Raw genomic sequence first — 25,495 nt, 5'->3', positions numbered from 1 at the left:
AGGACTGGGACAGAGGGATGACATTCGCCGAACGTTAAACAAGTGGGAATCCTTCTTATTTTACAGAAGGCTTTTTTGCTTGCGAAGAATTGGCGGCTCATCTCCTCACCGTTTAGAGGAGGAGAAACAGAATGAAAACAAAACTGGATTTCATGAAAATGAAGGAAAACGGAGAGCCGATCGTGATGCTGACCGCTTACGATTATCCGCAGGCAAAGCTTGCGGAACAGGCGGGAGTCGACATGATTTTAGTCGGGGATTCGCTCGGAATGGTCGTGCTCGGACTCGATTCAACCGTCGGCGTAACGGTCAGTGACATGATTCACCATACAAAAGCGGTAAAACGCGGTGCGAAAAATACGTTTATCGTAACTGACATGCCGTTTATGTCTTACCACCTTTCAAAAGAGGATACATTGAAAAACGCCGCGGCCATTATTCAGGAAAGCGGCGCGGACGCGTTAAAGCTGGAAGGCGGAGACGGCGTTTTCGAATCCATCCGCGCGCTGACTCTCGGCGGAATTCCCGTCGTCAGCCATTTAGGCCTCACACCGCAGTCTGTCGGCGTATTAGGCGGATATAAAGTGCAGGGAAAAGATGAGCAAAGCGCGAAAAAGCTCATTGAAGACAGCATCAAATGCGAGCAGGCGGGAGCGATGATGCTCGTGCTTGAATGTGTGCCTGCTGAACTGACTGCTAAAATAATAGAAGAAGTATCCATTCCCGTCATCGGTATCGGAGCCGGTTCAAAAGCGGACGGCCAAGTCCTTGTCTATCATGACGTCGTCGGCCACGGCGTGGACAGAACACCGAAGTTCGTGAAGCAATACGCCAAAATCGACGGCACGATTGAGTCGGCCCTCAGCGATTATGTCCGTGATGTGAAAGAACGGGTTTTCCCGGAAGAAAAGCATTCCTTTCAGATAAACCAAACTGTGCTGCAAGGCTTATACGGAGGAAAGTAAGCGATGAAACAACTGACAGAAACTCAACAGCTGAAAGAATTAATTGCACAATACCGCTCAGAAGGCCGGACGATCGGATTCGTCCCGACAATGGGTTTTCTTCATGAAGGACACCTGACCCTGGTTGAAAAAGCAAACAAAGAAAACGATATTGTCGTGATGAGCATCTTTGTCAATCCGACTCAATTCGGACCGGGCGAGGATTACGAAGCATATCCGCGAGATTTAAAGCGCGATGCCCGGCTTGCAGAACAGGCGGGAGCAGATGTTTTGTTTACGCCGTCTCCAAGTGACATGTATAAAGGCGAGCAAAATGTTGCCGTGCAAGTGAAAAGGAGAACTGACGTGTTGTGCGGCGCCTCCCGCGTCGGCCATTTTGACGGAGTGGCCACTGTGCTGACGAAGTTTTTCAATCTCGTTAAACCGACCCGCGCCTACTTCGGCCTGAAAGATGCCCAGCAGGCAGCGGTTGTGGACGGATTGATTGAGGATTTCTTTATGGATATCGAATTGGTTGCAGTGGACACGGTCAGAGAAGAAGACGGACTTGCCAAAAGCTCTCGCAACGTCTATCTGACTGAGCAGGAACGCAAAGAAGCGCCGATGATCTATAAAGCATTGCAGCAAGGTGCCGAACTGGTCAGAGACGGTGAAAGAAATCCGGAAACCGTCATAAAAACCGTCACCGATATCATCGAAAACACAAGCGGCGTCATTGATTATGCCGAACTGTACGCTTATCCGGAGCTGACTCCGCTTAAAACATTAAACGGCAAGGTCATTCTGGCCTGCGCCGTCCAATTTTCTAAAGCCAGACTGATTGATAATATCATTATTGATATTGATGAATGGGAGAGATCATAATATGTACCGCACTATGATGGCCGGAAAACTGCACCGCGCTACCGTGACGGAAGCCAATTTAAACTATGTCGGCAGCATAACGATTGATGAAGATCTTTTAGATGCCGTCGGAATGCTCGCTAATGAAAAAGTTCAGATTGTGAATAATAATAACGGGGCGAGACTTGAAACGTATATTATTCCCGGTAAGCGGGGGAGCGGTGTCATCTGTTTAAACGGAGCTGCCGCCCGTCTCGTCCAAGAAGGAGATAAAGTCATTATTATTTCTTATCAAATGATGTCTGATCAGGAAGCAAAAAGCCATCAGCCGAAGGTGGCCGTTCTGGATGATCAGAATAAAATCGAGCAGATGCTGGGCCAGGAACCGGCACACACGATTTTGTAAAAGAGCCCCCTTCATGGGGGTTTTCTTTTAAGATTTAGGGGCAAAAGCTGTTTTTCCGCTCCATTTCTCAACAAAACGTGTTACACTTTTCTCGTATGCAAGAATTGAGGTGTCCATTTTAATGAACAAACAACGGTTCGTTGTCATAGATGTCGAAACAACAGGAAATTCGCCGAAAAAGGGCGATAAAATCATTCAAATCGCAGCGGTTGTCATTGAAAATGGACAAATAACTGAGCGGTTTTCAAAATATATCAATCCGAATCAGGCCATCCCGCCGTTTATTGAACAGCTGACCGGAATTTCGTCCGGAATGGTTGAAAGTGAACTGCCGTTTGAAGCGGTCGCAGAGGAGATTTTTCATCTGCTTGACGGCGCGTATTTTGTTGCCCATAATATTCATTTCGACCTCGGATTTGTCCGGCATGAATTGAGCGAAGCGGGCTATGAGCTGCCGGATTGTGAAGTGCTTGATACGGTTGAGCTTTCGCGTATTGTTTTCCCGGGGTTTGAAGGATATAAGCTTGGTGAGTTGTGCGCAGAGCTGAATATTGTTCATGACCGCCCTCACCGCGCAGACAGCGATGCGGAGGTTACGGGACTGGTCTTTTTAGACATTTTACATAAACTGAAACATTTGCCTTTACCGACGTTAAAGCAGCTTAGAAGGCTTTCACAGCATTTTATCAGCGATTTGACGATGCTTTTGGATTCTTTTATACATGAAAGCAGGCCGGCGGAAGAAAAGAGCTGCATTCCATACGCCTCTTTTTCAATTAAAGAGCCCGATCAAATTCCGGTTTCCCGTCCGGTGAATGCGGCCATTGACCTTGAAAAGTGGAACGAAGAAAAAGAACAGATCTTATCCGGCATCATCCCCCGCTATGAAAAGCGGAAAGGACAGCTTACGATGATGGATGAAGTGCTTGGCGCCTTCCGCAATCGGGAGCATGCGCTGATTGAAGCGGCGCCCGGCATCGGAAAAACGATCGGTTATCTCGTTCCGGCTGTTTTATTTGCCAAAGCGGAACAAACTCCCGTCATTATCAGCACGTACTCTACTCTTTTGCAGCAGCAGATCATGTCTAAAGATCTTCCGCTTTTGGAGCGTATGTTTCCTTGGCCGGTCAAAGCCGCTATTTTAAAAGGGAAATCACATTATCTGTGCCTGCCTAAGTTTGAACATATTCTGCATGAGGAAGATGACAACTATGATGCCGTTTTGACGAAAGCGCAGCTTCTCGTCTGGCTGACGGAGACTGAAACGGGCGACGCCGCTGAGCTGAATCTTCCATCAGGCGGCAGATTGCTGTGGGAGCGCATGGCTTACGATGAGAATTCTTTTATGAAAAAAGGGAAGGACTCGGCTGCCGGGTTTTATGAACGGGCTAAAGAAAAAGCGCAGGCCGCAGATCTGATTATCACAAACCATGCTTTGCTGTTTTCAGATCAAAGCAGTGAAACGAAAAAACTGCCTGCAAGCGGAAAGGTCATCATTGATGAAGCGCATCATTTCGAACGCGCCGCCAGCGAGCACCTGGGGAAGAGAGCTTCATACATCGGACTGCACACAAAGCTCAGCCGAATCGGGACCTTAAAGGAACACGGACTGTTAAAGCGGATGAGAAAACTGTTTTATACGTATGAACTGCCGGCGGAAAGTTTTTTTGACGCCGATGAGTGGATGAAGCATATTCAATCGGAAAGCGACGCATTTTTCAGTTCAGTGCATTCTTTTGTCAAACGAAGAAAACCTAAAGACGATCTGAACCGTCTCGTCTATAGTCTCAATCATAAAAGCCAGGATAAAGGGTTTCACATGATAACGGACGGAGCGGAGCGGCTTTGTGCGATGCTGGATCAGCTGCTTGACATGTTTTCCGTACAGGAGAAACTGTTACATCAAAAGCTTGATCAGATGAAAAGCGGAGCGGCTTTTTTAGCGGGCGAATATGTAAAGTGTATCAGGGGGCTGAAAGAATATCGCGATACGTTCAGCAGGCTGCTGTTTGAAAATGATGAGAAAGAAGCCGTTTGGGTTGAAATTGATGCGAAGGGCGCAAAAAATGCCGTCAGCATCTATGCGCAGCCTTTGGAGCCCGGTGAAATGCTGGCAGACCAGTTTTTCGCCCGCAAAAAAAGCGTTGTGCTCACATCAGCGACCTTAATGGTGGAGCAGTCTTTTCAATATATGATTGAAAGGCTCGGACTTGCGGATTTTTATCCGCGCACCAAAAGCATCCCGTCTCCTTTTTCTTACGATGATCAGATGAACGTCATCATTCCGAAAGAGATGAAATCCGTTAAATATGACGGGGAGCGGGAAGTCATTGAGCATATTGCCAAGTATGCAGAAATCATGTCAAAGGGAAAACAGCCGAAGATCCTTGTCCTGTTTACCTCTCATGATATGCTGAAAAAAGTGTATCAGGAACTGAAACTTAGTATGGAGATCTCAGGCATTCAGCTTCTCGCCCAAGGTATTTCAGGCGGGAGTCCCGGTAAATTAATGAAAACCTTTAAAACGGCAAGCCGGGCGATTTTGCTCGGGACGAATCATTTCTGGGAAGGCGTTGATTTTCCGGGGGATGAATTGTCAACCGTCATGATCGCAAGACTTCCTTTCAGGGCGCCTGATAATCCGCTTCACGCCGCAAAATGCGAATTTGCCAAGAAGCAGGGGAAAAATCCGTTTCAGACGATTTCCCTGCCTGAGGCCGTGTTAACGTTCAGACAGGGGATCGGGCGCCTGCTCCGTACGGCGGGAGACAAGGGAACGATCGTTCTTTTAGATCAGCGTGTAAAGACGGCGGGATACGGACGGCTGTTTCTTGAAGCGCTCCCGACTTCATCCCTTTTGGAGCTGACGGATGCCGAACTCGGGGCTTATGTCAGCCAAACGGAATAAAAGCCGCATAAACGCGGCTTTCGTGGTGTGGGATGAGGAATTGTTTTTATAGTAAAAGCGGGTTCATGCCGCCTTGTGATTTTATTATGCCGCGGGCGCATCCCGTTATGACTAACAAAATTTGTTCGACCGATGGAGGGTATAAAAATGGAAAGCAAAATTGAAATTCTGTCAACGATTAATGTGGAGCATTCAGATGATTTATATAAAATCGTCGATACATTAAACCGGACTTTGAAACGGGACAACCTGATGTTCGGCCTTGCGCTCGACGAAGAAAATCAAAATGAAGCGGTCTTCACCATTTATCGCACATAGGTGAAAAAGATGAGAAAAAAAGCATTAATATTTACAGCCGTATTTGGTATTATTTTGTTAGCAGTTCTTTTATTTTCGGCCAGCATTTTTAAATCTGCAATGGCTCAAAAAGAAGAAGGCCACGAAACAGCTGCCGCAGCCGCTAAAGAAAAAACGAATCTGACAGATGCTGAGAAAGTGGAGACCTTTGTCGGCAAACAGAAATATTATGTTGTTACCGGAACGGATAAACATGGAAAAGATATGTATGTATGGGTTCCGGCCGACAAAAAAGCAAAAATTCTCTCGAAAAAAGCCAGTGACGGCATTTCAAGCGGCAAGGCTGCCAAGATCGTTCGGGACGAAGGGCTTGTTTCCAAGCTGAATGGCGTTCACCCGGCGAGAGAAAACAATGTTCCGTTATGGGAAGTGACCTATATCAACAAAAGCGGACAGTATAGCTTTAGCTATGTGGACTTTACAAGCGGCAAGATTCTTAAAAACATTACACCGTGAGACGTATTAGGGGGAGTTCAAGTTGAAATTGGCAAAAAGAGTATCCGCATTAACACCGTCTGCAACACTTGCAATTACCGCAAAAGCGAAAGAGCTGAAAGCGGAAGGCCATGATGTCATCGGCCTCGGAGCAGGAGAACCGGATTTTAATACGCCTCAGCACATTATAGATGCCGCGGTGCGTTCCATGAATGAAGGCCATACGAAATATACGCCTTCAGGCGGTCTGCCGGCCTTGAAAGACAGTATCGCAAAAAAATTCAAAAACGATCAGGGGATTGAATATAAGCCGTCAGAAATCATTGTCTGCACCGGAGCGAAACACGCTCTGTATACATTATTTCAGGTCATTCTCGATGAAGGGGACGAAGTGATTATACCGACTCCTTACTGGGTCAGCTATCCTGAGCAGGTGAAACTGGCAGGGGGGCGTCCCGTCTATGCAGAAGGGCTGGAATCCAATCAGTTTAAAATTTCACCGGAGCAGCTGAAGCAGGCTATCACCGAGAAAACAAAAGCGCTCATTATCAATTCACCGAGCAACCCGACAGGTGTTATGTATACGAAGGAAGAGCTTGCGGAACTAGGAAAAGTGTGTCTGGAGCATGGCATTCTGATCGTTTCTGACGAGATTTATGAGAAGCTTACATACGGAGGAAAAAAACACGTCTCAATCGCACAGCTTTCAAGTGAATTGAAAGAGCAGACGATCATCATTAACGGCGTTTCGAAATCTCACAGCATGACGGGCTGGAGGATCGGCTATGCGGCGGGTTCGGAGACGATTATTAAAGCGATGACGAGCCTCGCAAGCCACAGCACCTCAAATCCGACGTCCATCGCTCAATACGGCGCCATTGCGGCCTATAACGGGCCGGCTGAGCCGCTGGAAGAGATGAGACAGGCATTTGAGCACAGACTGAATACCATTTACGCTCAGCTTAGTGAGATTCCCGGATTCACCTGTGTCAAACCTGAAGGAGCGTTTTACTTGTTCCCTAACGCCAAAGCGGCCGCAGAAAACTGCGGATTCAAAGATGTCGATGAATACGTCAAGGCGCTTCTGGAAGAAGAAAAAGTCGCCATCGTGCCGGGCTCGGGTTTCGGTTCACCGGACAACGTCCGCTTATCTTACGCAACGTCACTCGATCTTTTAGAAGAAGCGGTCAAGAGAATCCGCCGCTTTACGGAAAAACACAGCTGATTCTGAAAAAGCGGCTTTTAAAGCCGCTTTTCACTTGCATTGACCCCGTTAGAGTAGAACGGGTATAATAAAGTGATGAAAAAAGAGATTCAGGCAGATTCCTGAATGTCTTTCTTGTTCTGGAGGGAAAGAGTTTGAAAACAACAATCAACCAAGTGTATAAACACACAGGCGAGGAAGTAACGATTGGAGCTTGGGTCGCTAATAAACGCTCAAGCGGTAAAATCGCATTTTTACAGCTGAGAGACGGTACCGGCTTCATTCAGGGAGTTGTCGTCAAAGCTGAAGTAGAAGAAGACATCTTCCAAATTGCGAAGTCAGTGACGCAGGAAACGTCACTTTATGTAAAAGGAATTGTGAAAGAGGACGAGCGTTCACCGCTTGGCTATGAGCTTGCTGTTACATCCATTGAAGTCATTCACGAAGCGACTGATTATCCGATTACGCCTAAAGAGCACGGTACGGAATTCTTAATGGATCACAGACATTTATGGCTCCGTTCGAAACGCCAGCATGCAATTATGAAAATCCGCAACGAAATCATCCGTGCGACTTATGAATTTTTCAACAAAGAAGGCTTCGTGAAAGTTGATCCGCCGATTTTGACGGGAAGCGCTCCCGAAGGCACGACTGAGCTGTTCGCGACGAAATATTTTGATGAAGACGCCTTCTTGTCTCAAAGCGGCCAGCTGTATATGGAAGCAGCTGCAATGGCGCTCGGAAAAGTATTCTCTTTCGGACCGACGTTCAGAGCGGAAAAATCGAAAACGAAACGCCATCTCATCGAATTCTGGATGATTGAGCCTGAAATGGCATTTGTTGAATTTGAAGAAAACCTTGAAGTTCAGGAGAATTATGTTGCATACATCGTACAAAGTGTGCTGGAACATTGTAAGATCGAGCTGAACACATTAGGAAGAGACACATCGAAGCTTGAACAAATCAAAGCGCCATTCCCGCGCATTACGTACGATAAAGCGATCGAATTCTTGAAAGAAAAAGGCTTTGACGATATTGAGTGGGGAGATGACTTCGGCGCGCCGCATGAAACAGCGATCGCAGAAAGCTATGACAAACCGGTGTTTATCACTCATTACCCGACGTCATTAAAACCGTTCTATATGCAGCCTGCCAAAGATCGTGACGATGTCGTGTTATGTGCCGACTTAATCGCTCCGGAAGGCTACGGGGAAATCATCGGCGGTTCAGAACGCGTTCATGATATGGATTTATTGGAAGAAAGATTAAAAGAACACGGTCTGGATTCAGATGCTTACAAATGGTATGCTGAACTCAGACAATACGGTTCTGTTCCGCACTCCGGCTTCGGCCTCGGACTTGAGCGGACAGTGGCTTGGATCAGCGGAGCGCCTCACGTGCGTGAAACGATTCCGTTCCCGAGACTTCTGAACCGTCTGTATCCGTAATAGTTATGAAAAACGAAGTCTCCTGCAAGGGAGACTTTTTCTAAGTAAAGGGGAAAGCTCCCGGAGATAACCTTTTACAGTAAGAGGTGTAAGGATGAAAAAACAGCAATTTATAGATATGCAGGAACTCGGCATTTCAAGCATTCCCAACCTGCTGCTGACACATTACCGGCAGCTCGGGCTGAATGAAACCGAATTGATCCTGCTTTTGAAGATTAAAATGCATTTGGAAAAGGGCTCTTATTTTCCGACGCCGTTTGAACTTCAATCAGGCATGTCCATCTCTGCTGAAGAATGTACAAGCTGCCTGAGAATGTTTATTCAAAAAGGTTTTCTGTTTATTGAAGAATGTGAAGACCATAACGGCATAAAGTTTGAAAAATATTCTCTGCAGCCGTTATGGGCGAAGCTGTATGATTACATGCAGCATTCTCAAAATGAAACGCAGGAAAGAACGTCAGAAAGAGAACAAAAAAGCCTGTATACCATCTTTGAAGAAGAGTTCGGAAGACCGCTGTCGCCGCTTGAATGCGAGACGCTGGCCATATGGCAGGATCAGGATCAGCATGATGCGATTATGATTAAACACGCCTTAAAAGAAGCCGTTTTATCAGGGAAACTCAGTTTTCGCTATATTGACCGGATTTTATTTGAATGGAAAAAGAACGGCTTCAAAACGGTTGAGCAGGCGAAGGCGCACAGCCAAAAATTCCGGCGTGTTCAAACGAAACAAAATGATCCGCAAAAAGAGTATACGAGGCAGGTGCCTTTTTACAATTGGCTGGAACAATAACATGAGAAGGGGAGAAACGTGTTAAATTTAAAGCAGATTGAATATTGTCTTGAAAAAATCGGCGATATGTTTCCGCACGCAGAATGTGAACTTGTCCATTCAAATCCTTTCGAATTGGTTGTGGCAGTCGCATTATCCGCGCAATGTACGGACGCTCTCGTCAACAGAGTGACAAAAACGCTATTTCAAAAATATAAACGGCCCGAAGATTATCTTGCCGTATCGCTGGAAGAACTCCAGCAGGATATTAAATCAATCGGTCTTTACCGTAATAAAGCCAAAAATATTCAAAAGCTGAGCAAAATGATCATCGAAGAGTACGGCGGAGAAGTGCCGAAAGACCGGGATGAGCTTGTGAAGCTGCCGGGTGTCGGACGGAAAACGGCAAATGTGGTCGTGTCTGTTGCTTTCGGCGTACCTGCGATCGCAGTAGACACTCATGTGGAGCGGGTCTCTAAACGGCTCGGCATCTGCCGCTGGAAGGACTCTGTTTTGGAAGTAGAGAAAACATTAATGAAAAAAGTGCCGAAAGAGGATTGGTCTGTTACGCATCACAGGTTAATATTTTTCGGCCGGTATCATTGTAAAGCGCAATCTCCCCGTTGTGCGGAATGTCCTTTGCTTCCGCTATGCAGAGAAGGGCAGAAGCGTGACAAAAAAGGGCTGGTGAAACGGTGACGGCGATTGACATTCTGGCAGACTATGAAACATACCTGCGCAGCCTTACGGACTTGGAAAGCTTCGAGATCAAAGCGGCGCTGCGCCGCCATCCGCTGTATATGGATTTCAGCGGTCAGCCAACAGTGCAGCCATGGAGGGAAAGGGGCGAATATGTCCCGTTTCTGTTTCAGATTTGGAATGAAACGAAAGAAACGCTGCTTCCCGTTTTTCAAACAAGAAAATCGAGATGTGATCAAAATGACATGCTGAAGGGAATAGCCTGTCTGATTGCCGCTTTTCATTGGACGGCAGGGGAGCGGGTCACATCACTCGACTGGACTGTGCTTGAAACAAAGCATTTTCCCGCGGAACCGATCAATTGGGCGGAGCGAATGGCGTTTATTTTAACAAAACCGACTCAATTTCACTCGTTTATTCAGCTGGATGAATTGATGACGGAGATGAAGAAACAATATCATAAATATGAAGCCATGAACAAATGTTAAAAACCTCCTTTTCTTATAAGGAGGTTTTTTTTGTATGAAAAAAATCCTTCACCTGTTTGGGGTGAAGGATTTCGTCCGCTAATGAGCGGGATTTGGATGGATGGTTGACGAATTGGACTGCCCGTTGATATTTGAAGATGAGTCTTGGTTTTTATCCGTTTGACCGCTGTCAGGTTTATTTGAGCCGTCTGAACCGGAATCGGAATCATTATCAGAGCCGTTATCTTGCTGTCCGTTGTTATCGGTCCCGTTGCCGGGCTGATTCTGATTGTTGTTATCTGTTTGATCCTTATCGGATTGATCCTGATTTTTATCCGGGTCATCAGTTGGTGTTTGATCCGATCCGTCAGACGTATCTGTCTGATTGTCATCTTTGTTAGGATCATCGGTTTGCGTCTTGTCCTTATCTTTATCTTCATCAGTCTTCTGTTCATCGTCAGTCGCTTTATCTTTATCCGCATCGTCTTCTTCATCTTTCGGGACTTTGAAAGATGCTGATGCCGCATCGCTTTTTCCGTCATCGTTTTCCGCTGTCACCTGGAAGCTGTATGTGGAGCCTGGCGTGACATTTGAGACGACGGCTTCTTTTGCCGAACTGTTTTGAATGTCACTGTAGCTTCCGCCGTCAACGGATTGTTTGACATTGAATGTTGCATCACCGTCATAATTCCAGCTTAAGGTTAATGATTTTTTATCTTTGTCGTATTTCACTTGCAATCCTGTCGGTTTATCGGCTTTTTCTTTCGTGTACGTTTTAGAAACGGCAGTTGGCTGCGTCCCTTTCACGAAGTACTCCGTCACTTTTTTATCATCCGGCGTGTTCGGTCCGGCTAAAGCGGCAGGATTCGAGCCTTTCTCAACTGTTTCTTTTACGACGCTGTCAGGCTGCTTGAAGCTTCCTTTACCGTCATCAACGTATGAGATCAGCTTTTGGAAAATACGTTTTGCGACTTGCTGGTCTGCAGAAGACAGTGATTTCTTGCCTGCTTTGTTGCCAGATTCTACACCAGTCCAAACCGCCGCAGTATATTGTGGGGTGTATCCGACAAACCAGGAGTCTGGAACTCCGCCTGGGGCAATGTTATATTTTTGAATGTCCTCTTTAGTAAAGTTGGTCGTACCCGTTTTACCGGCGACTTCCACGTTCGGCACCTGAGCCAGTTTACCTGTTCCTGATTCGACAGCTGATTTGAGCATATCGGTAATCATAAACGCTGTGTAGTCGCTCATAGCACTTTTCGGTTTCGGTGTTAAATCAAGCTTAGTGCCGTCATTAAATTCAATCGATGTGACCGCGTGCGGTTCGTTGTACGTTCCGTTATTTCCGAACGCACTGTAGGCGCCTGCCATGGTCATAGTAGATACACCGCGGTTACCCTCACCAAATCCCCCGATAGAGTAGGGTTCATATACTTGATCTTTGTTTAAACCTAATCCCAGGTCGTTTGCAAAGTCCACGGCATTATCCTTTCCAACTGCTTGGAATGCTTTTAAAGCAGGGATATTACGTGAGTCTGCGAGGGCCTCTCGCATAGATATCTGTCCTCTGTATTTATTGTCCCAATCATGAATCGGTGTGCCGTCAGAGTACGTATAAGCTGAATCGTCAATCTGCTCGTAAGTCGACCATTTTTTATTTTCAATGACCGGGCCGTAATCAAGAATCGGTTTTATCGTTGAACCGGGCTGGGTTTTACCTTGTGTTGCATAATTGAATCCGCCTGCAGTTCTATTCCGTCCCGGTCCGATGGCGCGGATTTCTCCGTTTGTCGTATCAAGGAGGGTAACGCCGCCCTGCATGCCTTCGGTAAAGCCGGCCGTGTCTCCGTTCATCAATTGATCAAGATAATCTTGTGCTTTCGTATCAAGAGTCGTGTAAATTTTCAGTCCGTCAGTTGAAATATTGACGTCTTTCTTTTCTTTTGTCTCAATTTCTTTCATAACTTCTTCGACAAAAGCGCTGTATTTATTTGTGTCCTTTTTATCGTATTCCTTTTGGCTGACGACGCCTTCATCTTTCATGGACACTTTCTTCGCTTTTTGGTATTCAGCATTTGAAATGAATCCTTGTTTTTCCATTAAGCTGAGAACGATGTTTCGGCGTTTTTCGGAAGCCTTCGGGTTTTTAACCGGGTTATATCCGGTCGGGCTTTGCGGCATTCCGGCAAGCGTCGCCGCCTGTTCAACCGTAAGTTTGCTTAAGTCTTTTACGCCGAAGAATTCTTCAGCCGCTTTTCCGACGCCGTAGGCGCGCGGTGAGAAATAAATTCTGTTTAAATACATTTCTAAGATTTCATCTTTAGAATAATGGCGCTCCAGCTGCAGGGAAAGCCACACTTCCTGTGCTTTCCGTTTAATCGTTTTCTGATGGGTTAAAAGCGAGTTTTTCACAACCTGCTGGGTGATTGTGCTTCCTCCCTCTGAACCGAACCCATCCGTAAAGTTGGCGACCAAAGCGCCTCCGATCCGAATCGGGTCTATACCGTGGTGCTTATAAAAACGGGCGTCTTCAGTTGCGATAAATGCTTCTTTCACAACATCGGGTATATCCTTAATCGGGACGTAGGTTCGTTTTTCACCGCCCACTTCCGCGATTTCTTTTCCGTTTTTATCGTAAATCGTTGAAGAGTAAGGCGTTTTCAGCTTGGCTTCATCCAAAGACGGCGCGCCGGAAACCAAAACGGCAAATGCCGCGGCTCCGCCGACTATGCCAAGGACAAACAGAATAACCAAGGACAGCACAATCTTTTTGAATAAACCGCCTTTACGCTGTTTCTTGCCTTTTTTCGGTGAAGAGGACTTAGTGCTTTTCGTCTGCCTTGCCTTACGGCGTTCTTCACGGCTCGTAAATTGATCTGACATAACATCTCAACCTTTCGTTTATCAACCTTTCGCTCAGTCTACTGTTCCTGCGAAAAATAAAGCTGTTCAATAATACTAATATAATCAATTCTCGGTGAGTATCCAAGGGAAATCGGAAAGGAAGCATCTTCTAATTCGTCTTTGCGAATTGATTTTCTGCCGTTCTTCTCCTTTCTCTCCCAAAAGACAAACAGCTTGTCGGCTTCGAGGAAATAAACCTTTCCGAAAGCGGATATAATAACAAAACAAATGCCGTCTTGCCTGACCACCTGCTTCATATGCTCAATCTGATGATCATGAAAATTCTGCAGGGGAAATGCCGTTTTGTTTTTTGTTTCTTTTGCCTCGAAATCAATGTAGCGTCCTTTATAAATGCCGTTGTAGTCAGTTGTTGAAGACTGTTTAAAATAAGCTTCCTTAATGACTGCGGCGCTTCTTTTCGGATAGTGGACGTTTACAATCTGGACGGGTGTCGGCTTTTTGTGAATGACAGCAATTTGGTTAGCCAGATAATACTTATTCGTTTCATTCAGGTCGTCTTCGAGGGTCATGCCGCGATTACTGTATGAATGAGACCGTTTCTGGCTGTTTTGGGATGAAACCGTTTTGTTCGGCTGAAAAGTTTTTCCATTCGGGTACCGAATCACTTTTTCCATCCTCCTTATCAAACTAATAGTGACGGAAGTGAATGAACGTGCATAAACGACAGACCGTAACCGCCATTCTTCGCCTGATCGAAAAAGAGACGAAAATAAAAAATGCCGATAATATTTCCCGGACGAATGCCTATAAAGCATATTATGACCGCCATCCTGAGATCAAGTGGCCGCTTTTGGCATCCTTTGTGTCCCGCAATGCGGGCTGGTCGATGACTGATTTAAGAGGTGTCCTTTATCAGGAGGGCCTTGACAGCAGTCAGAAAAACTGGTTTTTCCTTTCGTATGAAAGGGCGAATTGGCTGATTTTTTCTGATGCCTATCCTCAGCTTCTGGTCTACCAGTGGTCAAAACAAATCGGCGAACCTCTTTTCCGTCATCTTCCTCATTTCCGCGTCTCGGCTTTTATGCAGGAAGAATGGTTCCGCTTTTGGCGTGACGGAGATACGGAACGACTCATGTATGCTCTTATTATAAATGAACAAAACACTATCCAAGCACCTATTATACAAAATCCTTCGTTTAAAAAGAATGTTTTTGGCACGATTCCTTTTTATTTAAGTGATTGGTTTCACTTTAATACGGTGATATTCCCTTCATTTGACGGACATTTATACGGAATTTCCGTCAAACGGTTTTCAAAAACCGAAGAGAGAATTACGCTCGGAAAACAGCTGGCCCGCCTTCTGTTCAGCCCTGATCTTCACGCTTCTTTTTACCGTTTTCTTGATACCGTTCCTCATACCGGTTCACGCTTTGATATGGAGAAAATGATCGGCATCAAAAAAAGAACATCACCCATGCTGAGGACAACCTATCCCATTGTTGCCCACCCATTAGACGGCGAAAGGGCGGATTGGTTTCAAAAAAGGTTAAGAAAAGGGACTTTCTTACAGGAGAAAATGCCGAAACAGCTTGAACTGACGGACTGGTACTTCCAGAAAAGACGGGAGCTCCATGCGCTCTTCGCGGTTAAAGAGTGGCTGAAGAAATGAAAAAGCCCGAAACCGTTCGCTGGGGTTTCGGGCTGCTGGTGTGTTACGTGGAAGGGCGGTTTGGGCCGCCTAATTTTTTATCAAGCGTATCAGTTGTTTTTGCTTCGGTTTTTTGCTGTTTACCTGCATTTTTCGGTCTCGTTTTCATACGGCACCTCCTCCTCAACTGTATCGTTTGCATTAACGTGCCGGTTCATACAAAGTTTGCGGCACTTTTTTGTCGAAAGGCACGCCTTTTAGGATAATCTCTGTTTGTTTGCCGAACTGCTTCTAGTTTTGTCATGTGCAGAGGAGAGCGGTATGAAAACGAGAATTATATTTGAAAGAGACGCAAGTGATAAAAGGGAGGAACATGAATGTCTGTTTACACGAGCAAGGCTGATATTCTCCGTCTGCTTTCTGATATTGAAATCCGGATTTCTGCTGCTGAAAAAACGCTTACCCAAGCAGTCAGATCCTGTCAGGCGGAAGCAGAAGAAATCAGGCAGGAGAAACTTTCCCGTCTTGAGGAAGAGGCGCGGGAGCTTCATGTTTGTATTGATGACCTGTTTTTGACTGACCGGCGTAAAAAGGATTTGCCGAGAGCCTGCCGGATAAGCTGATTTTGTGCAAAAACTTTGGTACCATATGTACTGAGGTGAGTCCGTTTGCAGACACAGTCGTTATTGGAGCTGACAGAACAAATGATAGAGGCGGTTCTGGAAGCCGAAAAAAGGTATCAGGATGGAAAAGAGTCAGGCCGTTCATATGATTTTTTTGAGACGATTAAACCCGATGTTGAAAAAAGAGACCGGCTTTGCGCGCTTTGGACAGAAGCAGCGCTTGCGTTTATTCAGGAAAACCGTCCGAAATACGTTCATCATGCACAAATTCAGGCCGTTACAGAAAATTTCGGGGAGCTGATGCTCCAATCATATGTTCATCATATTCATAAAAAAAGATACAGGGATTTAACTGAATCTGTTTTATATACGCTTCGTATATTAAGGGATGAAATTGAAAAAGAAGGCAGCTGAAAACGGCTGCCTTCTTTATATATAAAGGGGTCGGGTATGTTATTCATACGCCGGGTTTTCTGCTCCACTTGCTTCGAGAACCTTCATACTGTTTCGAAATTCGGTTGCGGTGAGATGGCCTTGAATATAGAGAAATTTTGCAAAGTCCATCAGTTTATCTGCACAATCTGTTTCATATTTTTTCACTTCAGCAAAACGCTTTCTTAAGTATGATACGTTCATAATGGTGCATCCCCTCTCATGTATGTTGAGATTATGTTAACATAACGATTCGACTTTTTTCTGTTTTTAAAAAATTAAGACTTTCGACAGCATTTGACAAAGATCAGAATCACCGAAAGCACATAACCAAGGCGGAATTCATACATATATAGCAGAAACTTAGTGAGAGACAAGGGGGAATGTCATATGCAATGGAGAGCGCAGCCATATCAAAATATGTACCAGCAGCCGGCGGGATATTTCTACCCGCAGCAGATACAGCCATTACAGCAGCCGTATCCGCAGCAGATACAGCCATTGCAGCAGCCGCCATATCATCAGCAAGGGCAGTACCCGCAGCAATTTTATCCGAATCAGGAATACGGTCATATGCAGCCGCCGTATGCTCCCGCTCCTCCTCAGGCAGGCATGCCCGGGGGCCAGCCGGAGTTTGTGAATCCTTACCCCGTTCCCAGACCGAATCAGCAGCAGTCTTCCCAATTCTCAGGCATACTCTCCCAGTTTAAAAAAACGAACGGACAGTTTGACTTTAATAAAATGATGGATACAACGGGGCAGATGGTAAGCGCCGTAAATCAGGTCGGATCGCTGGTGAAAGGCTTCACCAGTATCTTCAAATAAAAAGCATGAATGATATTCATCATTCATGCTTATTTTTTTGGGAAAAAGAGGGTAAGCGTCTGTTCATTCCAGGATGTTTCCATATCTTCTTCACTTACCTTATACGGGAGGACAACGGTTCTTGTCATGCTTGAAGACATGTGGGATGAATGAGCCTGTTTATGATCGTAGCGGATTGTAACGTGAAGGTAGCACCCTTTCGTTTCCACCAGCATATCCCCGTCACGGAACGTCTCGGGAACGCCGATATCAACCGCGAGGCCCGTCGGCTCTTCTCTGACGTCAATCGTCACTTGCGCTTCAGTAAAAGCCGAATTGACAAGGTGCTGAAAACCCTGCATCAATTCTGCGAAGGGACCTGAGTGAAAAAATTGGTCCATCGCATGGCTGATGATGTCCTCATTTCTTTGCGGATCAAGTTTATCGTTTTGTGATTGATCCATATGACCACCGCCTTTTTACAAACAGACTATGCGATGTTATGCCGTATGGTTAAGAATTGAAGGAAAAAAGAAAGTATGGTTAAATAGTGGAGAATAAACTGGTAACGGATTCACATTTAGGAAGGGGAGCACAACACATTGCTGAAAAAATTATTCGGATTGGGAGACAGCCGGAAAAAGCCGGCCGAGGAAGTGATTTTTTCTCCGGCTGACGGAGCGGTGATGGATTTGGCTTCAGTGCCGGATCCCGTATTTTCACAAAAAATGATGGGGGACGGGATCGCCGTCGAGCCTGCAAACGGAGACATTGTTTCACCGGTTGAGGGAGAAGTGATTCAGCTGTTCCATACAAAACATGCTGTCGGCATCCGCACCCTTTCCGGAGCGGAACTTTTGATACATGTCGGTTTGGATACCGTCAATATGAACGGCGAAGGCTTTGAAGCGCATGTAAAAGAAGGAGACAAAGTGAAAACAGGCGATCTGCTTTTAACGTGCCGGCTGGATTTAATAAAAGAAAAAGCAAGCAGCACCGTCATCCCTATGGTGATTATGAATGGCGATGCAGCAGAACCTTTGCAATTTGCAGGCGCAAATGAAGCGAAAAAAGGACAAACAGAGCTTTTTACGATAAAAATGAAGTAGGCAGGGGCTGATTCCCTGCTTTTTTTCTTGTGCAGGATTTTCATCTAGCCAGGCAAACAAATATTCGGTAAACTGTACCTCATAAAGAGGTGTGAACGATGAAGAAAAAATCACTGAGCGAACTGATTCAGGAATTAAAAAATCATGAAAATATTGTGCATTGGCATGAAGAGGAACCGCGGGAGGCGAAAACCATGCCGATGCCGGAGCAAGTAGATCCGAAAATTCGGGCTGCTCTCGAAAAGAGGGGGATCGAGCGGCTTTTTACACATCAATACTCCGCTTTTCAGACGGTTCAAAACGGAGAAAGCATTGTCGCCGTCACACCGACGGCCTCCGGAAAAACACTGTGCTATAATCTTCCGGTTCTTCAGTCTATCGCGGAAGATGCCTCAAGCCGCGCGCTTTATTTATTTCCGACAAAGGCGCTCGCGCAGGATCAAAAAAGCGAGCTGAATGAAATCATAGACGAGACGGGCATGGACATTAAAAGCTTCACCTATGACGGAGATACGTCTCCGGCCATCAGGCAGAAAGTCAGAAAGGCAGGGCATATTGTGATCACAAATCCCGATATGCTTCATTCAGCCATTCTTCCCCACCATACAAAATGGGTGAGTCTGTTTGAAAACCTGAAATATATCGTCATTGATGAATTACATACGTACCGCGGCGTATTCGGCAGCCATGTGGCGAACGTCATCCGCCGTTTAATGAGAATCTGCGCTTTTTACGGAAGCACGCCGTCATTTATCTGTACATCCGCCACAATCGCCAATCCGAGGGAGTTGGCGGAGCAGCTGACGGGGAAATCTGTGCGCCTGATTGACGACAACGGTGCCCCGGCCGGAAGAAAGCACTTTGCTTTTTACAATCCTCCGATTGTAAATAAACCGCTGCATATTCGAAAAAGCGCCACCGCGGAAGTGAACGAACTTGCCAAAACTTTTTTAAAAAATAAGATCCAGACGATTGTTTTTGCCAGAAGCCGTGTCCGGGTTGAAATTATTTTAAGCCACATTCAGGAGATCGTAAAAAAAGAAATCGGCGCGAAGTCTGTCAGAGGCTATCGCGGCGGTTATCTTCCGAAAGAAAGAAGAGAAATAGAGCGGGGGTTAAGAGACGGCAGCATTCTCGGCGTTGTCAGCACAAACGCGCTGGAGCTCGGCGTTGATATCGGCCAGCTTCAGGTCTGCGTGATGACGGGGTACCCGGGCAGTGTCGCGAGCGCATGGCAGCAGGCGGGCCGGGCCGGACGGCGGCAGGGAGAGGCGCTTATCGTGATGGTGGCGAACTCTGATCCGATTGACCAATATATTGTGCGCCATCCTGATTATTTCTTTAAACGCTCGCCTGAATCTGCACGGATTAATCCCGATAATCTCATTATATTGGTCGATCACCTGAAATGCGCCGCGTATGAGCTGCCTTTCAGAGCCGATGAAACATTCGGAGAAAATGATGCGAGAGACATTCTCGAGTATTTAGAGGAAGAAGGGGTGCTTCACGAAAACCGCGAACGCTATCACTGGGCGAGCGAATCTTTTCCCGCCTCCAACATCAGTCTCCGTTCGGCGTCACAGGAAAACGTGGTCATCGTTGACCGGTCAGAGACGGCTGATGTAAAAATCATCGGAGAAATGGACCGCTTCAGCGCGATGACGCTGCTTCATGATGAAGCGATTTATCTTCATGAAGGGGTGCAGTATCAGGTTGAAAAGCTTGATTGGGATCATAAAAAAGCGTACGTGCGAAAGGTCGATGTCGAATATTATACAGATGCCAATTTAGCGGTGCAGCTGAAAGTGCTGGACATTGACAGAACGGACAGCAGAAAGAAAACGGCCTTACATTTCGGCGACGTCACCGTGAACGCACTTCCGACAATATTTAAAAAAATTAAAATGACGACATTTGAAAATATAGGATCAGGACCGATTCATCTTCCTGAAGAAGAACTGCATACCAGTGCAGCCTGGCTTGAATTAAAAGAAACGGATTCGGAAATCGGCGAAAAAACGCTTGAACAGCTGCTTTTAGGCATTGCCCACGTCCTGCAGCATATCGTGCCTGTATACGTCATGTGCGACCGAAATGACGTGCATGTCGTGCCGCAAATCAAAGCCGCACATACGGGACTTCCGACAATCTTTCTGTATGATCATTATCCGGGCGGAATCGGACTTGCCGATGAAGTATATAAGCGATTTGATGAAATCAATGAAGGGGCTGAGCGCCTGATCCGACAATGTCCATGTCAAGACGGATGTCCTTCCTGCATCGGCTCCGAAATAGAAGGAATAGATGCAAAGAAAGCGATACTCAAGCTCTTGAATTACGTGTAAAAGAAAAGGGGGACGAAAGATGTCCTTGAAAAATAAATTAAAGCGGATGAAAAACCACCTGAATGTGCCGGAAGCTGAAAAAAAGCCGGCAGCTTCACAACTTTCGGTCCCGGATATTCAAGTCCCGTTTAGAGAAGAATGGGAGGCATTCGGAGTGAAGCCTTTCTTTTTTGAGGATGAATACTGTCTTATCCGCGAAACCGTCTATCCGCTTTCGCACCGCCACGGACGGTACAGCTTCAGTGAACTTGATGACGTCATGGCATTATGGAATAAAGGCGGTTTGACACATACTTTATCAGCAGAAGGATACGAAAAAAGCCAGCTGTTCTTCTTTGATACTGAAACGACCGGCCTCGGCGGCGGGGCAGGCAATATGATCTTTTTGCTCGGCCATGCAAGAGTGTATGAAGACCGTGTCGCGGTTAAACAGCATCTGCTCCCTAAACCGGGAAACGAGACGGCTCTTTACAAAAGCTTTTTAAGTGAGGTTGACATTACGTCCCTTGTTACGTATAACGGAAAAGCCTTTGACTGGCCGCAGGTAAAAACCAGGCATACATTGCTGCGGGACAGGCTTCCGAAACTTCCTGACTTCGGGCACTTTGATCTTCTGCACGGGGCGAGACGGCTTTGGAAACATAAATTAGAGCGTGTATCGCTTTCGGCGGTTGAAAATGAAGAGCTTGCTTTTAAAAGGGACGAAGACACCCCTGGTTATTTGGCGCCGATGCTGTATTTTCAATTTTTAAAGGCGGAGGACCCGGCTCTTTTAAAGGGAGTGCTCTCGCATAATGAACAAGATGTGCTTTCCCTCATCGCTCTTTACATCCATATGTCAAAAAAGATTTTTGCATCTTCTGATCAGACGTCAGAACGTCAGGAAGCATACGCTATGGCGAAATGGTTTATCGCTCATAAAGAAACCGATCGCGCCGTTTCGCAGCTGGAAGCGCTGCAAGGCAAAGACTTTGAAGATTCGGATCGGGCCCTTTTTGACTTAGCGATGCTTTATAAAAAACAAAACCGCAGGCAAGACGCCGTGCCCCTTTGGGAGAAACTGACGGGCTCTGATCTTCACACATGCAGACACCAATCAGCGGTTGAGCTGGCGATCTATTTTGAGCATCATGCAAAAGATTACAAAAAAGCTCTGCAGGCCGCACAGCAGGCGGCAGAAGACGGGGAAATATCGGAAAAAGAAGCCGAGAAGCTCCATGTAAGAATTGCCCGGCTCAAGAGGAAATATTCCTCTTAAAATATTGCCCGGGAAAGCGCAAAAGCCGAGCTGTTTCGCCAAAAATATTTTTTTCTGAATCCGCATCGATTTTGTTGTAGAATGGTGCCGCATCTTGTAAAATAGCGTTAGTTATTTATAGGGGAGAGTTGGTATGTATAAAGGTGTTTTTTACTTGTTCTTTGTCGTGGTTTTTTTGATTGCGTTTGTATTTTCGAATTTTAAAGACAGCTTGCTGACGCACTTTTAAATTGGGTGATTGAATTAGAACATGCACCCTCTTTTTTTCATAACCTAACAGTGTAATAAAAGTTAATGGAGAGGGGATTTAGCATGTTTCATCATCATTGTTGCAGACCAAACGTGATGCCGCCGATTGTCCATCCGACTCATTGCTGTGAACACCATTGCTTTTCTAACACGGTTGTGCCGCATATTCATCCGCAACATACAACTAACGTAAATCACCACAACTTTGAGCACGTTCATTACTATCCGCACACTTTTTCAAATGTTGACCCGACAACTCACCAGCATTTTCAGTGCGGAAGCCCTTGCTGCGATCATTAGTATTGAACGCTTAAGCAAGATCGGTTAGGATATCAGCAAATCAAAATGGGGCCCGATGGGGAGCCCCATTTTTTAAGCAGGTGATCAATTGAAAGTATTAGCCGTAACGGGGTACAAGCCGTTTGAACTCGGGATTTTTAAACGGGATGACCGGGCGCTTGTTTATATAAAAAAGGCGATAGAAACCAGACTCAGAAGCTTTATTGACGAAGGCTTGGAATGGATTCTCATATCCGGACAGCTGGGGACTGAGCTTTGGGCGGCAGAAACGGCGTATGATCTCAGAGAAGAGTATCCGGAATTAAAGGTTGCCGTTATCACGCCTTTCTACGGCCAGGAGGAAAAGTGGAAGGAGCCGAATAAAGAAATGTATGAAGCGGTGCTTGCTCAGGCAGATTATGAGGAGAGCCTGACGCATCGGCCGTACGAAAGTCCGCTCCAATTCCGGCAGAAAAACGCGTTCTTTATTGAAAAGTCAGATGCGCTTTTGCTTTTATATGATCCGGAGGTGGAAGGGTCGCCGAAATATATGCTGCAGCAGGCAGAAAAACGCCGTGAAACCGACGGATATCCGATTTATTCGATTACGATGGATGATCTCCGTGCCGCCGTTGAAGAAGAAGATTTCTTTACATAACACGTCAGAGAATATTTGACAACGGGACGTGTTTCTGAATAAAATATAACATGATGATTCACGATATGAGGTGAAAAAGATGCTTGCTGATAAAGTAAAGCTTTCTGCGAAAGACATTTTGGAAAAAGAATTTAAAACAGGCGTTAGAGGTTACAGACAAGAAGACGTTGACAAATTTTTAGATATGATTATTAAGGATTATGAAACCTTTCATCAAGAAATTGAAGAACTGCAGCAGGAAAATCTGCAGCTGAAAAAACAGCTTGAAGAAGCAAGCAAAAAACAGCCGGTGCAGTCCAATACGACCAACTTTGACATTCTGAAAAGGCTGTCCAACCTTGAGAAACATGTATTCGGCAGCAAACTTTATGACGAATAAGGCAGATGCACTTGTCAAATGAGACAAGTTGCTTTATAATGAACAAGTGTTCTTAACGTTCGGGTAATCGCTGCAGATCTTTGAATCTGTAGAGGAAAGTCCATGCTCGCACGGTGCTGAGATGCCCGTAGTGTTCGTGCCTAGCGAAGAAATAAGCTAGGGCAGCCTTCATAGGCTGACGGCAGGAAAAAAGCCTACGTCTCCGGATATGGCTGAGTATCCTTGAAAGTGCCACAGTGACGAAGTCTCATCAGAAATGGTGAGAGTGGAACGCGGTAAACCCCTCGAGCGAGAAACCCAAATTTTGGTAGGGGAACCTTCTTGAAGGAACTGAACAGATAGAAGGACAGAATACTTTCTGTAGATAGATGATTGCCGCCTGAGTACGAGGTGATGAGCCGATTGCAGTACGACGGAACAAAACATGGCTTACAGAACGTTAAACATTATTGATATGACAAATTAGAGCTCTCCTTTAAAGGGGAGCTTTTATCTTGAATGAAACGAAAGCTTAAAAGAGACAGGGTGATACGATGAAGAAGTACACACTAATAGCGACGGCGCCGATGGGAATTGAAGCGATCGTCGCCAAAGAAGTGCGTGATTTAGGTTATGAATGCAAAGTAGACAACGGAAAAGTCATTTTTGAAGGAGATGCGCTTGCGATCTGCCGCGCTAACTTATGGCTGCGGACGGCTGACCGCATTAAAGTACAGGTCGCCGAGTTTCAGGCAAAAACGTTTGATGAGCTGTTTGAAAAAACAAAAGCGATTGACTGGCGCGCGTACATTCCCGAAAACGCAAAGTTCCCCGTTATCGGAAAGTCCGTGAAATCAGTGCTTGCCAGTGTGCCCGACTGCCAGCGGATCGTCAAAAAGGCGATAGCGGAAAAGCTGAAACTTCAATCAGGAAAACAAAATGAATGGATTGAAGAAACGGGACCCGAGTATAAGGTAGAGATTTCCCTTTTAAAAGATAAAGCGGTGCTTACGCTGGATTCATCAGGAACAGGCCTTCACAAACGGGGATACAGGGTTGATCAGGGCGGAGCTCCGATTAAAGAAACGCTCGCTGCCGCGTTAATTCTGTTAACCAACTGGACGCCTGACCGTCCGTTCGTCGATCCGTTCTGCGGTTCCGGCACGATCGCCATCGAAGCCGCTTTAATCGGGCAAAACATTGCTCCGGGTTTTAACCGTGATTTTGCTTCAGAAGACTGGGAATGGATCGGAAAAGAACTGTGGGACAAGGCGCGCCTTGAAGTGGAAGAAAAGGCGAACTATGATCAGCCGCTGCAGATCTTTGCCAGTGACGTAGATCACCGGATGGTAAACATCGCCAAAGAAAACGCAGAAGAAGCGGGACTTGGGGACCTGATCGAATGCAAGCAGATGCGAGTGCAGGATTTTACGACGAAACTCGAATTCGGCGTTATCGTCGGAAACCCTCCGTACGGCGAACGGCTCGGCGAAAAAAAGGAAGTCGAGCAGATGTATAAAGAAATGGGCCGGGCATTTGAATCTCTTGATACATGGTCTGTCTACATGTTAACGTCAAATGAACAATTTGAAGAGGTCTACGGAAGAAAAGCAACAAAAAAACGGAAGCTCTTTAACGGTTTTATCAAAACGGATTATTATCAGTACTGGGCTAAAGTGCGGCCGCAGCGGAAAAAGCCGTAACAAAGAGAAGACGCCTGAAACAGCGTCTTCTCCGGCATCTTTACGTTTTATTCTGCCATTACCAGCGGTGCGCTTTTGCGTTGCTCCGTAAAATAATGTTGGTCTGGGACATTTCGGTGTGGCCGTTCACCTGCGATTTAGAGCGTTTCGGCCGCGTCCAATTGTGATGAAACAATTCAGAATGCTGATCTAATCGATCTTTATAACTCATGTAACCATCACTCCCGGATAGAATAATTTTGTGAAGATGGATATTCGATCGAATATCTGTTGTAGTTTGTGCAGGTCAGGTGCGGATCATTCAGGATGGCATGTATAGAAAGTGAAGCATCGGCATAGAATGATGATTATTTCTATTTGAGAGGTGATCTTATTTTATGCTGAACAGCGAGCACTTCAGTAAAATACAAAATGCGTTAGACGCAACTGCTTTCCGGCTGGAGGAAGCCGGAGCGGAGTTCGGTCCTTCCGCCATGACACACGCACAGGAAGAACTTGAAAATGCGGTAAAACATACACATTCAACAGACCATCCGTTCCTATGTACACATATCATTAACCGGAAATGAGTAATGACAAAAACTTGGCGTGGCCAAGTTTTTTTGTTGTATTGAAAAGGGTTAAATGATATTATAGATGGTCTGAATGCCGAATAGTTAG

General features: G+C 45.8%; 29 protein-coding genes, 1 other RNA gene and 1 pseudogene. 25 read left to right on the top strand and 6 right to left on the bottom strand.

Annotation, left to right across the window (positions count from 1 at the left end; all coding sequences use genetic code 11):
• Positions 1-131 precede the first annotated feature (131 nt).
• From panB to ACWJJ5_RS15140, 11 genes are all read left to right on the top strand, one after another.
• Positions 132-965, top strand: a complete 834-nt coding sequence (panB, locus tag ACWJJ5_RS15190; protein ID WP_070082024.1) for a 3-methyl-2-oxobutanoate hydroxymethyltransferase — start codon at positions 132-134, stop codon at positions 963-965.
• 3 nt (positions 966-968) lie between these two features.
• Positions 969-1,829: a pantoate--beta-alanine ligase gene (panC, locus tag ACWJJ5_RS15185; RefSeq protein ID WP_003153508.1), complete on the top strand. Its 861-nt coding sequence runs from the start codon at positions 969-971 to the stop codon at positions 1,827-1,829.
• 1 nt (position 1,830) lies between these two features.
• The gene (gene panD / locus ACWJJ5_RS15180) at positions 1,831-2,214 is read left to right on the top strand and encodes an aspartate 1-decarboxylase (protein ID WP_003153510.1); all 384 of its coding nucleotides are present in this window, start codon (positions 1,831-1,833) and stop codon (positions 2,212-2,214) included.
• Between the two features lie 121 nt (positions 2,215-2,335).
• Positions 2,336-5,122, top strand: a complete 2,787-nt coding sequence (gene dinG, locus ACWJJ5_RS15175; RefSeq protein ID WP_436334955.1) for an ATP-dependent DNA helicase DinG — start codon at positions 2,336-2,338, stop codon at positions 5,120-5,122.
• A 147-nt stretch (positions 5,123-5,269) separates the two neighbouring features.
• Complete coding sequence (locus ACWJJ5_RS15170; protein WP_003153512.1) at positions 5,270-5,440, top strand: YpmA family protein; 171 nt, start codon at positions 5,270-5,272, stop codon at positions 5,438-5,440.
• A gap of 9 nt (positions 5,441-5,449) precedes the next feature.
• Positions 5,450-5,935, top strand: a complete 486-nt coding sequence (tseB, locus tag ACWJJ5_RS15165; protein ID WP_077722509.1) for a cell wall elongation/penicillin-binding protein regulator TseB — start codon at positions 5,450-5,452, stop codon at positions 5,933-5,935.
• Between the two features lie 22 nt (positions 5,936-5,957).
• Positions 5,958-7,139 carry a pyridoxal phosphate-dependent aminotransferase gene (locus ACWJJ5_RS15160; protein ID WP_070082022.1) on the top strand — a complete coding sequence of 394 codons (1,182 nt, stop codon included), beginning with the start codon at positions 5,958-5,960 and terminating at the stop codon, positions 7,137-7,139.
• A gap of 134 nt (positions 7,140-7,273) precedes the next feature.
• Entirely contained in the window at positions 7,274-8,566 is a 1,293-nt protein-coding gene (asnS, locus tag ACWJJ5_RS15155) for an asparagine--tRNA ligase (protein WP_003153515.1), read from the top strand.
• Positions 8,567-8,660: 94 nt separating this feature from the next.
• Positions 8,661-9,359: a DNA replication protein DnaD gene (dnaD, locus tag ACWJJ5_RS15150; protein WP_070082021.1), complete on the top strand. Its 699-nt coding sequence runs from the start codon at positions 8,661-8,663 to the stop codon at positions 9,357-9,359.
• A gap of 18 nt (positions 9,360-9,377) precedes the next feature.
• The gene (nth, locus tag ACWJJ5_RS15145; protein ID WP_003153517.1) at positions 9,378-10,037 is read left to right on the top strand and encodes an endonuclease III; all 660 of its coding nucleotides are present in this window, start codon (positions 9,378-9,380) and stop codon (positions 10,035-10,037) included.
• A complete protein-coding gene (locus ACWJJ5_RS15140) occupies positions 10,034-10,525 on the top strand; it encodes a YpoC family protein (protein WP_173613004.1) in 492 nt (163 codons plus the stop codon). Before nth ends, ACWJJ5_RS15140 begins: the two co-directional genes overlap by 4 nt.
• A gap of 78 nt (positions 10,526-10,603) precedes the next feature.
• Here the strand turns inward: ACWJJ5_RS15140 and ACWJJ5_RS15135 are convergent, their stop codons facing one another.
• Together ACWJJ5_RS15135 and recU are read right to left on the bottom strand one after the other, a co-directional pair.
• A complete protein-coding gene (locus tag ACWJJ5_RS15135) occupies positions 10,604-13,387 on the bottom strand; it encodes a PBP1A family penicillin-binding protein (protein ID WP_454022510.1) in 2,784 nt (927 codons plus the stop codon).
• 38 nt (positions 13,388-13,425) lie between these two features.
• Positions 13,426-14,034 (bottom strand): Holliday junction resolvase RecU, encoded by a 609-nt coding sequence (gene recU / locus ACWJJ5_RS15130; RefSeq protein WP_003153521.1) that lies wholly within the window; start codon positions 14,032-14,034, stop codon positions 13,426-13,428.
• A 41-nt stretch (positions 14,035-14,075) separates the two neighbouring features.
• Here recU and ACWJJ5_RS15125 point away from each other — a divergent pair, with 41 nt between their 5' ends.
• Positions 14,076-15,038 (top strand): DUF2515 domain-containing protein, encoded by a 963-nt coding sequence (locus ACWJJ5_RS15125; RefSeq protein ID WP_454022509.1) that lies wholly within the window; start codon positions 14,076-14,078, stop codon positions 15,036-15,038.
• Positions 15,039-15,081: 43 nt separating this feature from the next.
• On the opposite strand, the gene sspM is transcribed toward ACWJJ5_RS15125, so the two are convergent.
• Positions 15,082-15,186 carry an acid-soluble spore protein SspM gene (sspM, locus tag ACWJJ5_RS15120; RefSeq protein WP_003153525.1) on the bottom strand — a complete coding sequence of 35 codons (105 nt, stop codon included), beginning with the start codon at positions 15,184-15,186 and terminating at the stop codon, positions 15,082-15,084.
• A 208-nt stretch (positions 15,187-15,394) separates the two neighbouring features.
• Here sspM and ACWJJ5_RS15115 point away from each other — a divergent pair, with 208 nt between their 5' ends.
• Positions 15,395-15,640: a DUF5446 family protein gene (locus ACWJJ5_RS15115; protein WP_039063257.1), complete on the top strand. Its 246-nt coding sequence runs from the start codon at positions 15,395-15,397 to the stop codon at positions 15,638-15,640.
• A 45-nt stretch (positions 15,641-15,685) separates the two neighbouring features.
• Positions 15,686-16,054 carry a YppE family protein gene (locus tag ACWJJ5_RS15110; protein ID WP_003153529.1) on the top strand — a complete coding sequence of 123 codons (369 nt, stop codon included), beginning with the start codon at positions 15,686-15,688 and terminating at the stop codon, positions 16,052-16,054.
• A gap of 39 nt (positions 16,055-16,093) precedes the next feature.
• Here ACWJJ5_RS15110 and ACWJJ5_RS15105 read toward each other — a convergent pair whose 3' ends face one another.
• Complete coding sequence (locus ACWJJ5_RS15105) at positions 16,094-16,276, bottom strand: YppF family protein (protein WP_003153532.1); 183 nt, start codon at positions 16,274-16,276, stop codon at positions 16,094-16,096.
• Positions 16,277-16,462: 186 nt separating this feature from the next.
• On the opposite strand from ACWJJ5_RS15105, the gene ACWJJ5_RS15100 reads away from it, so the two are divergent.
• Positions 16,463-16,897 carry a YppG family protein gene (locus tag ACWJJ5_RS15100; RefSeq protein ID WP_077722505.1) on the top strand — a complete coding sequence of 145 codons (435 nt, stop codon included), beginning with the start codon at positions 16,463-16,465 and terminating at the stop codon, positions 16,895-16,897.
• Between the two features lie 29 nt (positions 16,898-16,926).
• Here the strand turns inward: ACWJJ5_RS15100 and ACWJJ5_RS15095 are convergent, their stop codons facing one another.
• Positions 16,927-17,340 (bottom strand): hypothetical protein, encoded by a 414-nt coding sequence (locus ACWJJ5_RS15095; protein ID WP_076851379.1) that lies wholly within the window; start codon positions 17,338-17,340, stop codon positions 16,927-16,929.
• Positions 17,341-17,478: 138 nt separating this feature from the next.
• On the opposite strand from ACWJJ5_RS15095, the gene ACWJJ5_RS15090 reads away from it, so the two are divergent.
• The 9 genes and pseudogenes from ACWJJ5_RS15090 (at position 17,479) to ACWJJ5_RS15050 (ending at position 24,835) form a co-directional block, all read left to right on the top strand.
• Positions 17,479-17,985: a PTS sugar transporter subunit IIA gene (locus tag ACWJJ5_RS15090; RefSeq protein WP_012117833.1), complete on the top strand. Its 507-nt coding sequence runs from the start codon at positions 17,479-17,481 to the stop codon at positions 17,983-17,985.
• Positions 17,986-18,083: 98 nt separating this feature from the next.
• Positions 18,084-20,330, top strand: a complete 2,247-nt coding sequence (locus tag ACWJJ5_RS15085; protein WP_102422776.1) for a DEAD/DEAH box helicase — start codon at positions 18,084-18,086, stop codon at positions 20,328-20,330.
• Positions 20,331-20,349: 19 nt separating this feature from the next.
• The gene (locus ACWJJ5_RS15080) at positions 20,350-21,588 is read left to right on the top strand and encodes a ribonuclease H-like domain-containing protein (RefSeq protein WP_101562215.1); all 1,239 of its coding nucleotides are present in this window, start codon (positions 20,350-20,352) and stop codon (positions 21,586-21,588) included.
• A gap of 121 nt (positions 21,589-21,709) precedes the next feature.
• A pseudogene (locus ACWJJ5_RS15075) lies at positions 21,710-21,817 on the top strand (hypothetical protein); the annotation flags it as partial.
• An 83-nt stretch (positions 21,818-21,900) separates the two neighbouring features.
• The gene (cotD, locus tag ACWJJ5_RS15070) at positions 21,901-22,137 is read left to right on the top strand and encodes a spore coat protein CotD (protein ID WP_003153539.1); all 237 of its coding nucleotides are present in this window, start codon (positions 21,901-21,903) and stop codon (positions 22,135-22,137) included.
• A gap of 88 nt (positions 22,138-22,225) precedes the next feature.
• Positions 22,226-22,774 (top strand): DUF1273 domain-containing protein, encoded by a 549-nt coding sequence (locus ACWJJ5_RS15065; RefSeq protein ID WP_070082012.1) that lies wholly within the window; start codon positions 22,226-22,228, stop codon positions 22,772-22,774.
• Between the two features lie 79 nt (positions 22,775-22,853).
• Positions 22,854-23,153 (top strand): cell division regulator GpsB, encoded by a 300-nt coding sequence (gpsB, locus tag ACWJJ5_RS15060; protein ID WP_003153541.1) that lies wholly within the window; start codon positions 22,854-22,856, stop codon positions 23,151-23,153.
• Between the two features lie 55 nt (positions 23,154-23,208).
• Positions 23,209-23,590: RNase P RNA component class B (gene rnpB / locus ACWJJ5_RS15055), an RNA gene on the top strand.
• 96 nt (positions 23,591-23,686) lie between these two features.
• Positions 23,687-24,835, top strand: coding sequence for a THUMP domain-containing class I SAM-dependent RNA methyltransferase (locus tag ACWJJ5_RS15050; protein WP_094247842.1), 1,149 nt, complete (start codon positions 23,687-23,689; stop codon positions 24,833-24,835).
• Positions 24,836-24,893: 58 nt separating this feature from the next.
• Here the strand turns inward: ACWJJ5_RS15050 and ACWJJ5_RS15045 are convergent, their stop codons facing one another.
• Positions 24,894-25,046: a YpzG family protein gene (locus ACWJJ5_RS15045; protein ID WP_003153548.1), complete on the bottom strand. Its 153-nt coding sequence runs from the start codon at positions 25,044-25,046 to the stop codon at positions 24,894-24,896.
• A 166-nt stretch (positions 25,047-25,212) separates the two neighbouring features.
• Between ACWJJ5_RS15045 and ACWJJ5_RS15040 the strand changes: the two genes are divergently transcribed.
• Positions 25,213-25,404: a hypothetical protein gene (locus ACWJJ5_RS15040; RefSeq protein ID WP_454022508.1), complete on the top strand. Its 192-nt coding sequence runs from the start codon at positions 25,213-25,215 to the stop codon at positions 25,402-25,404.
• Positions 25,405-25,495 lie beyond the last annotated feature (91 nt).

The organism is Bacillus sp. JK74 (assembly GCF_053663395.1).
This window is presented reverse-complemented; position numbering and strand designations above follow the sequence as displayed.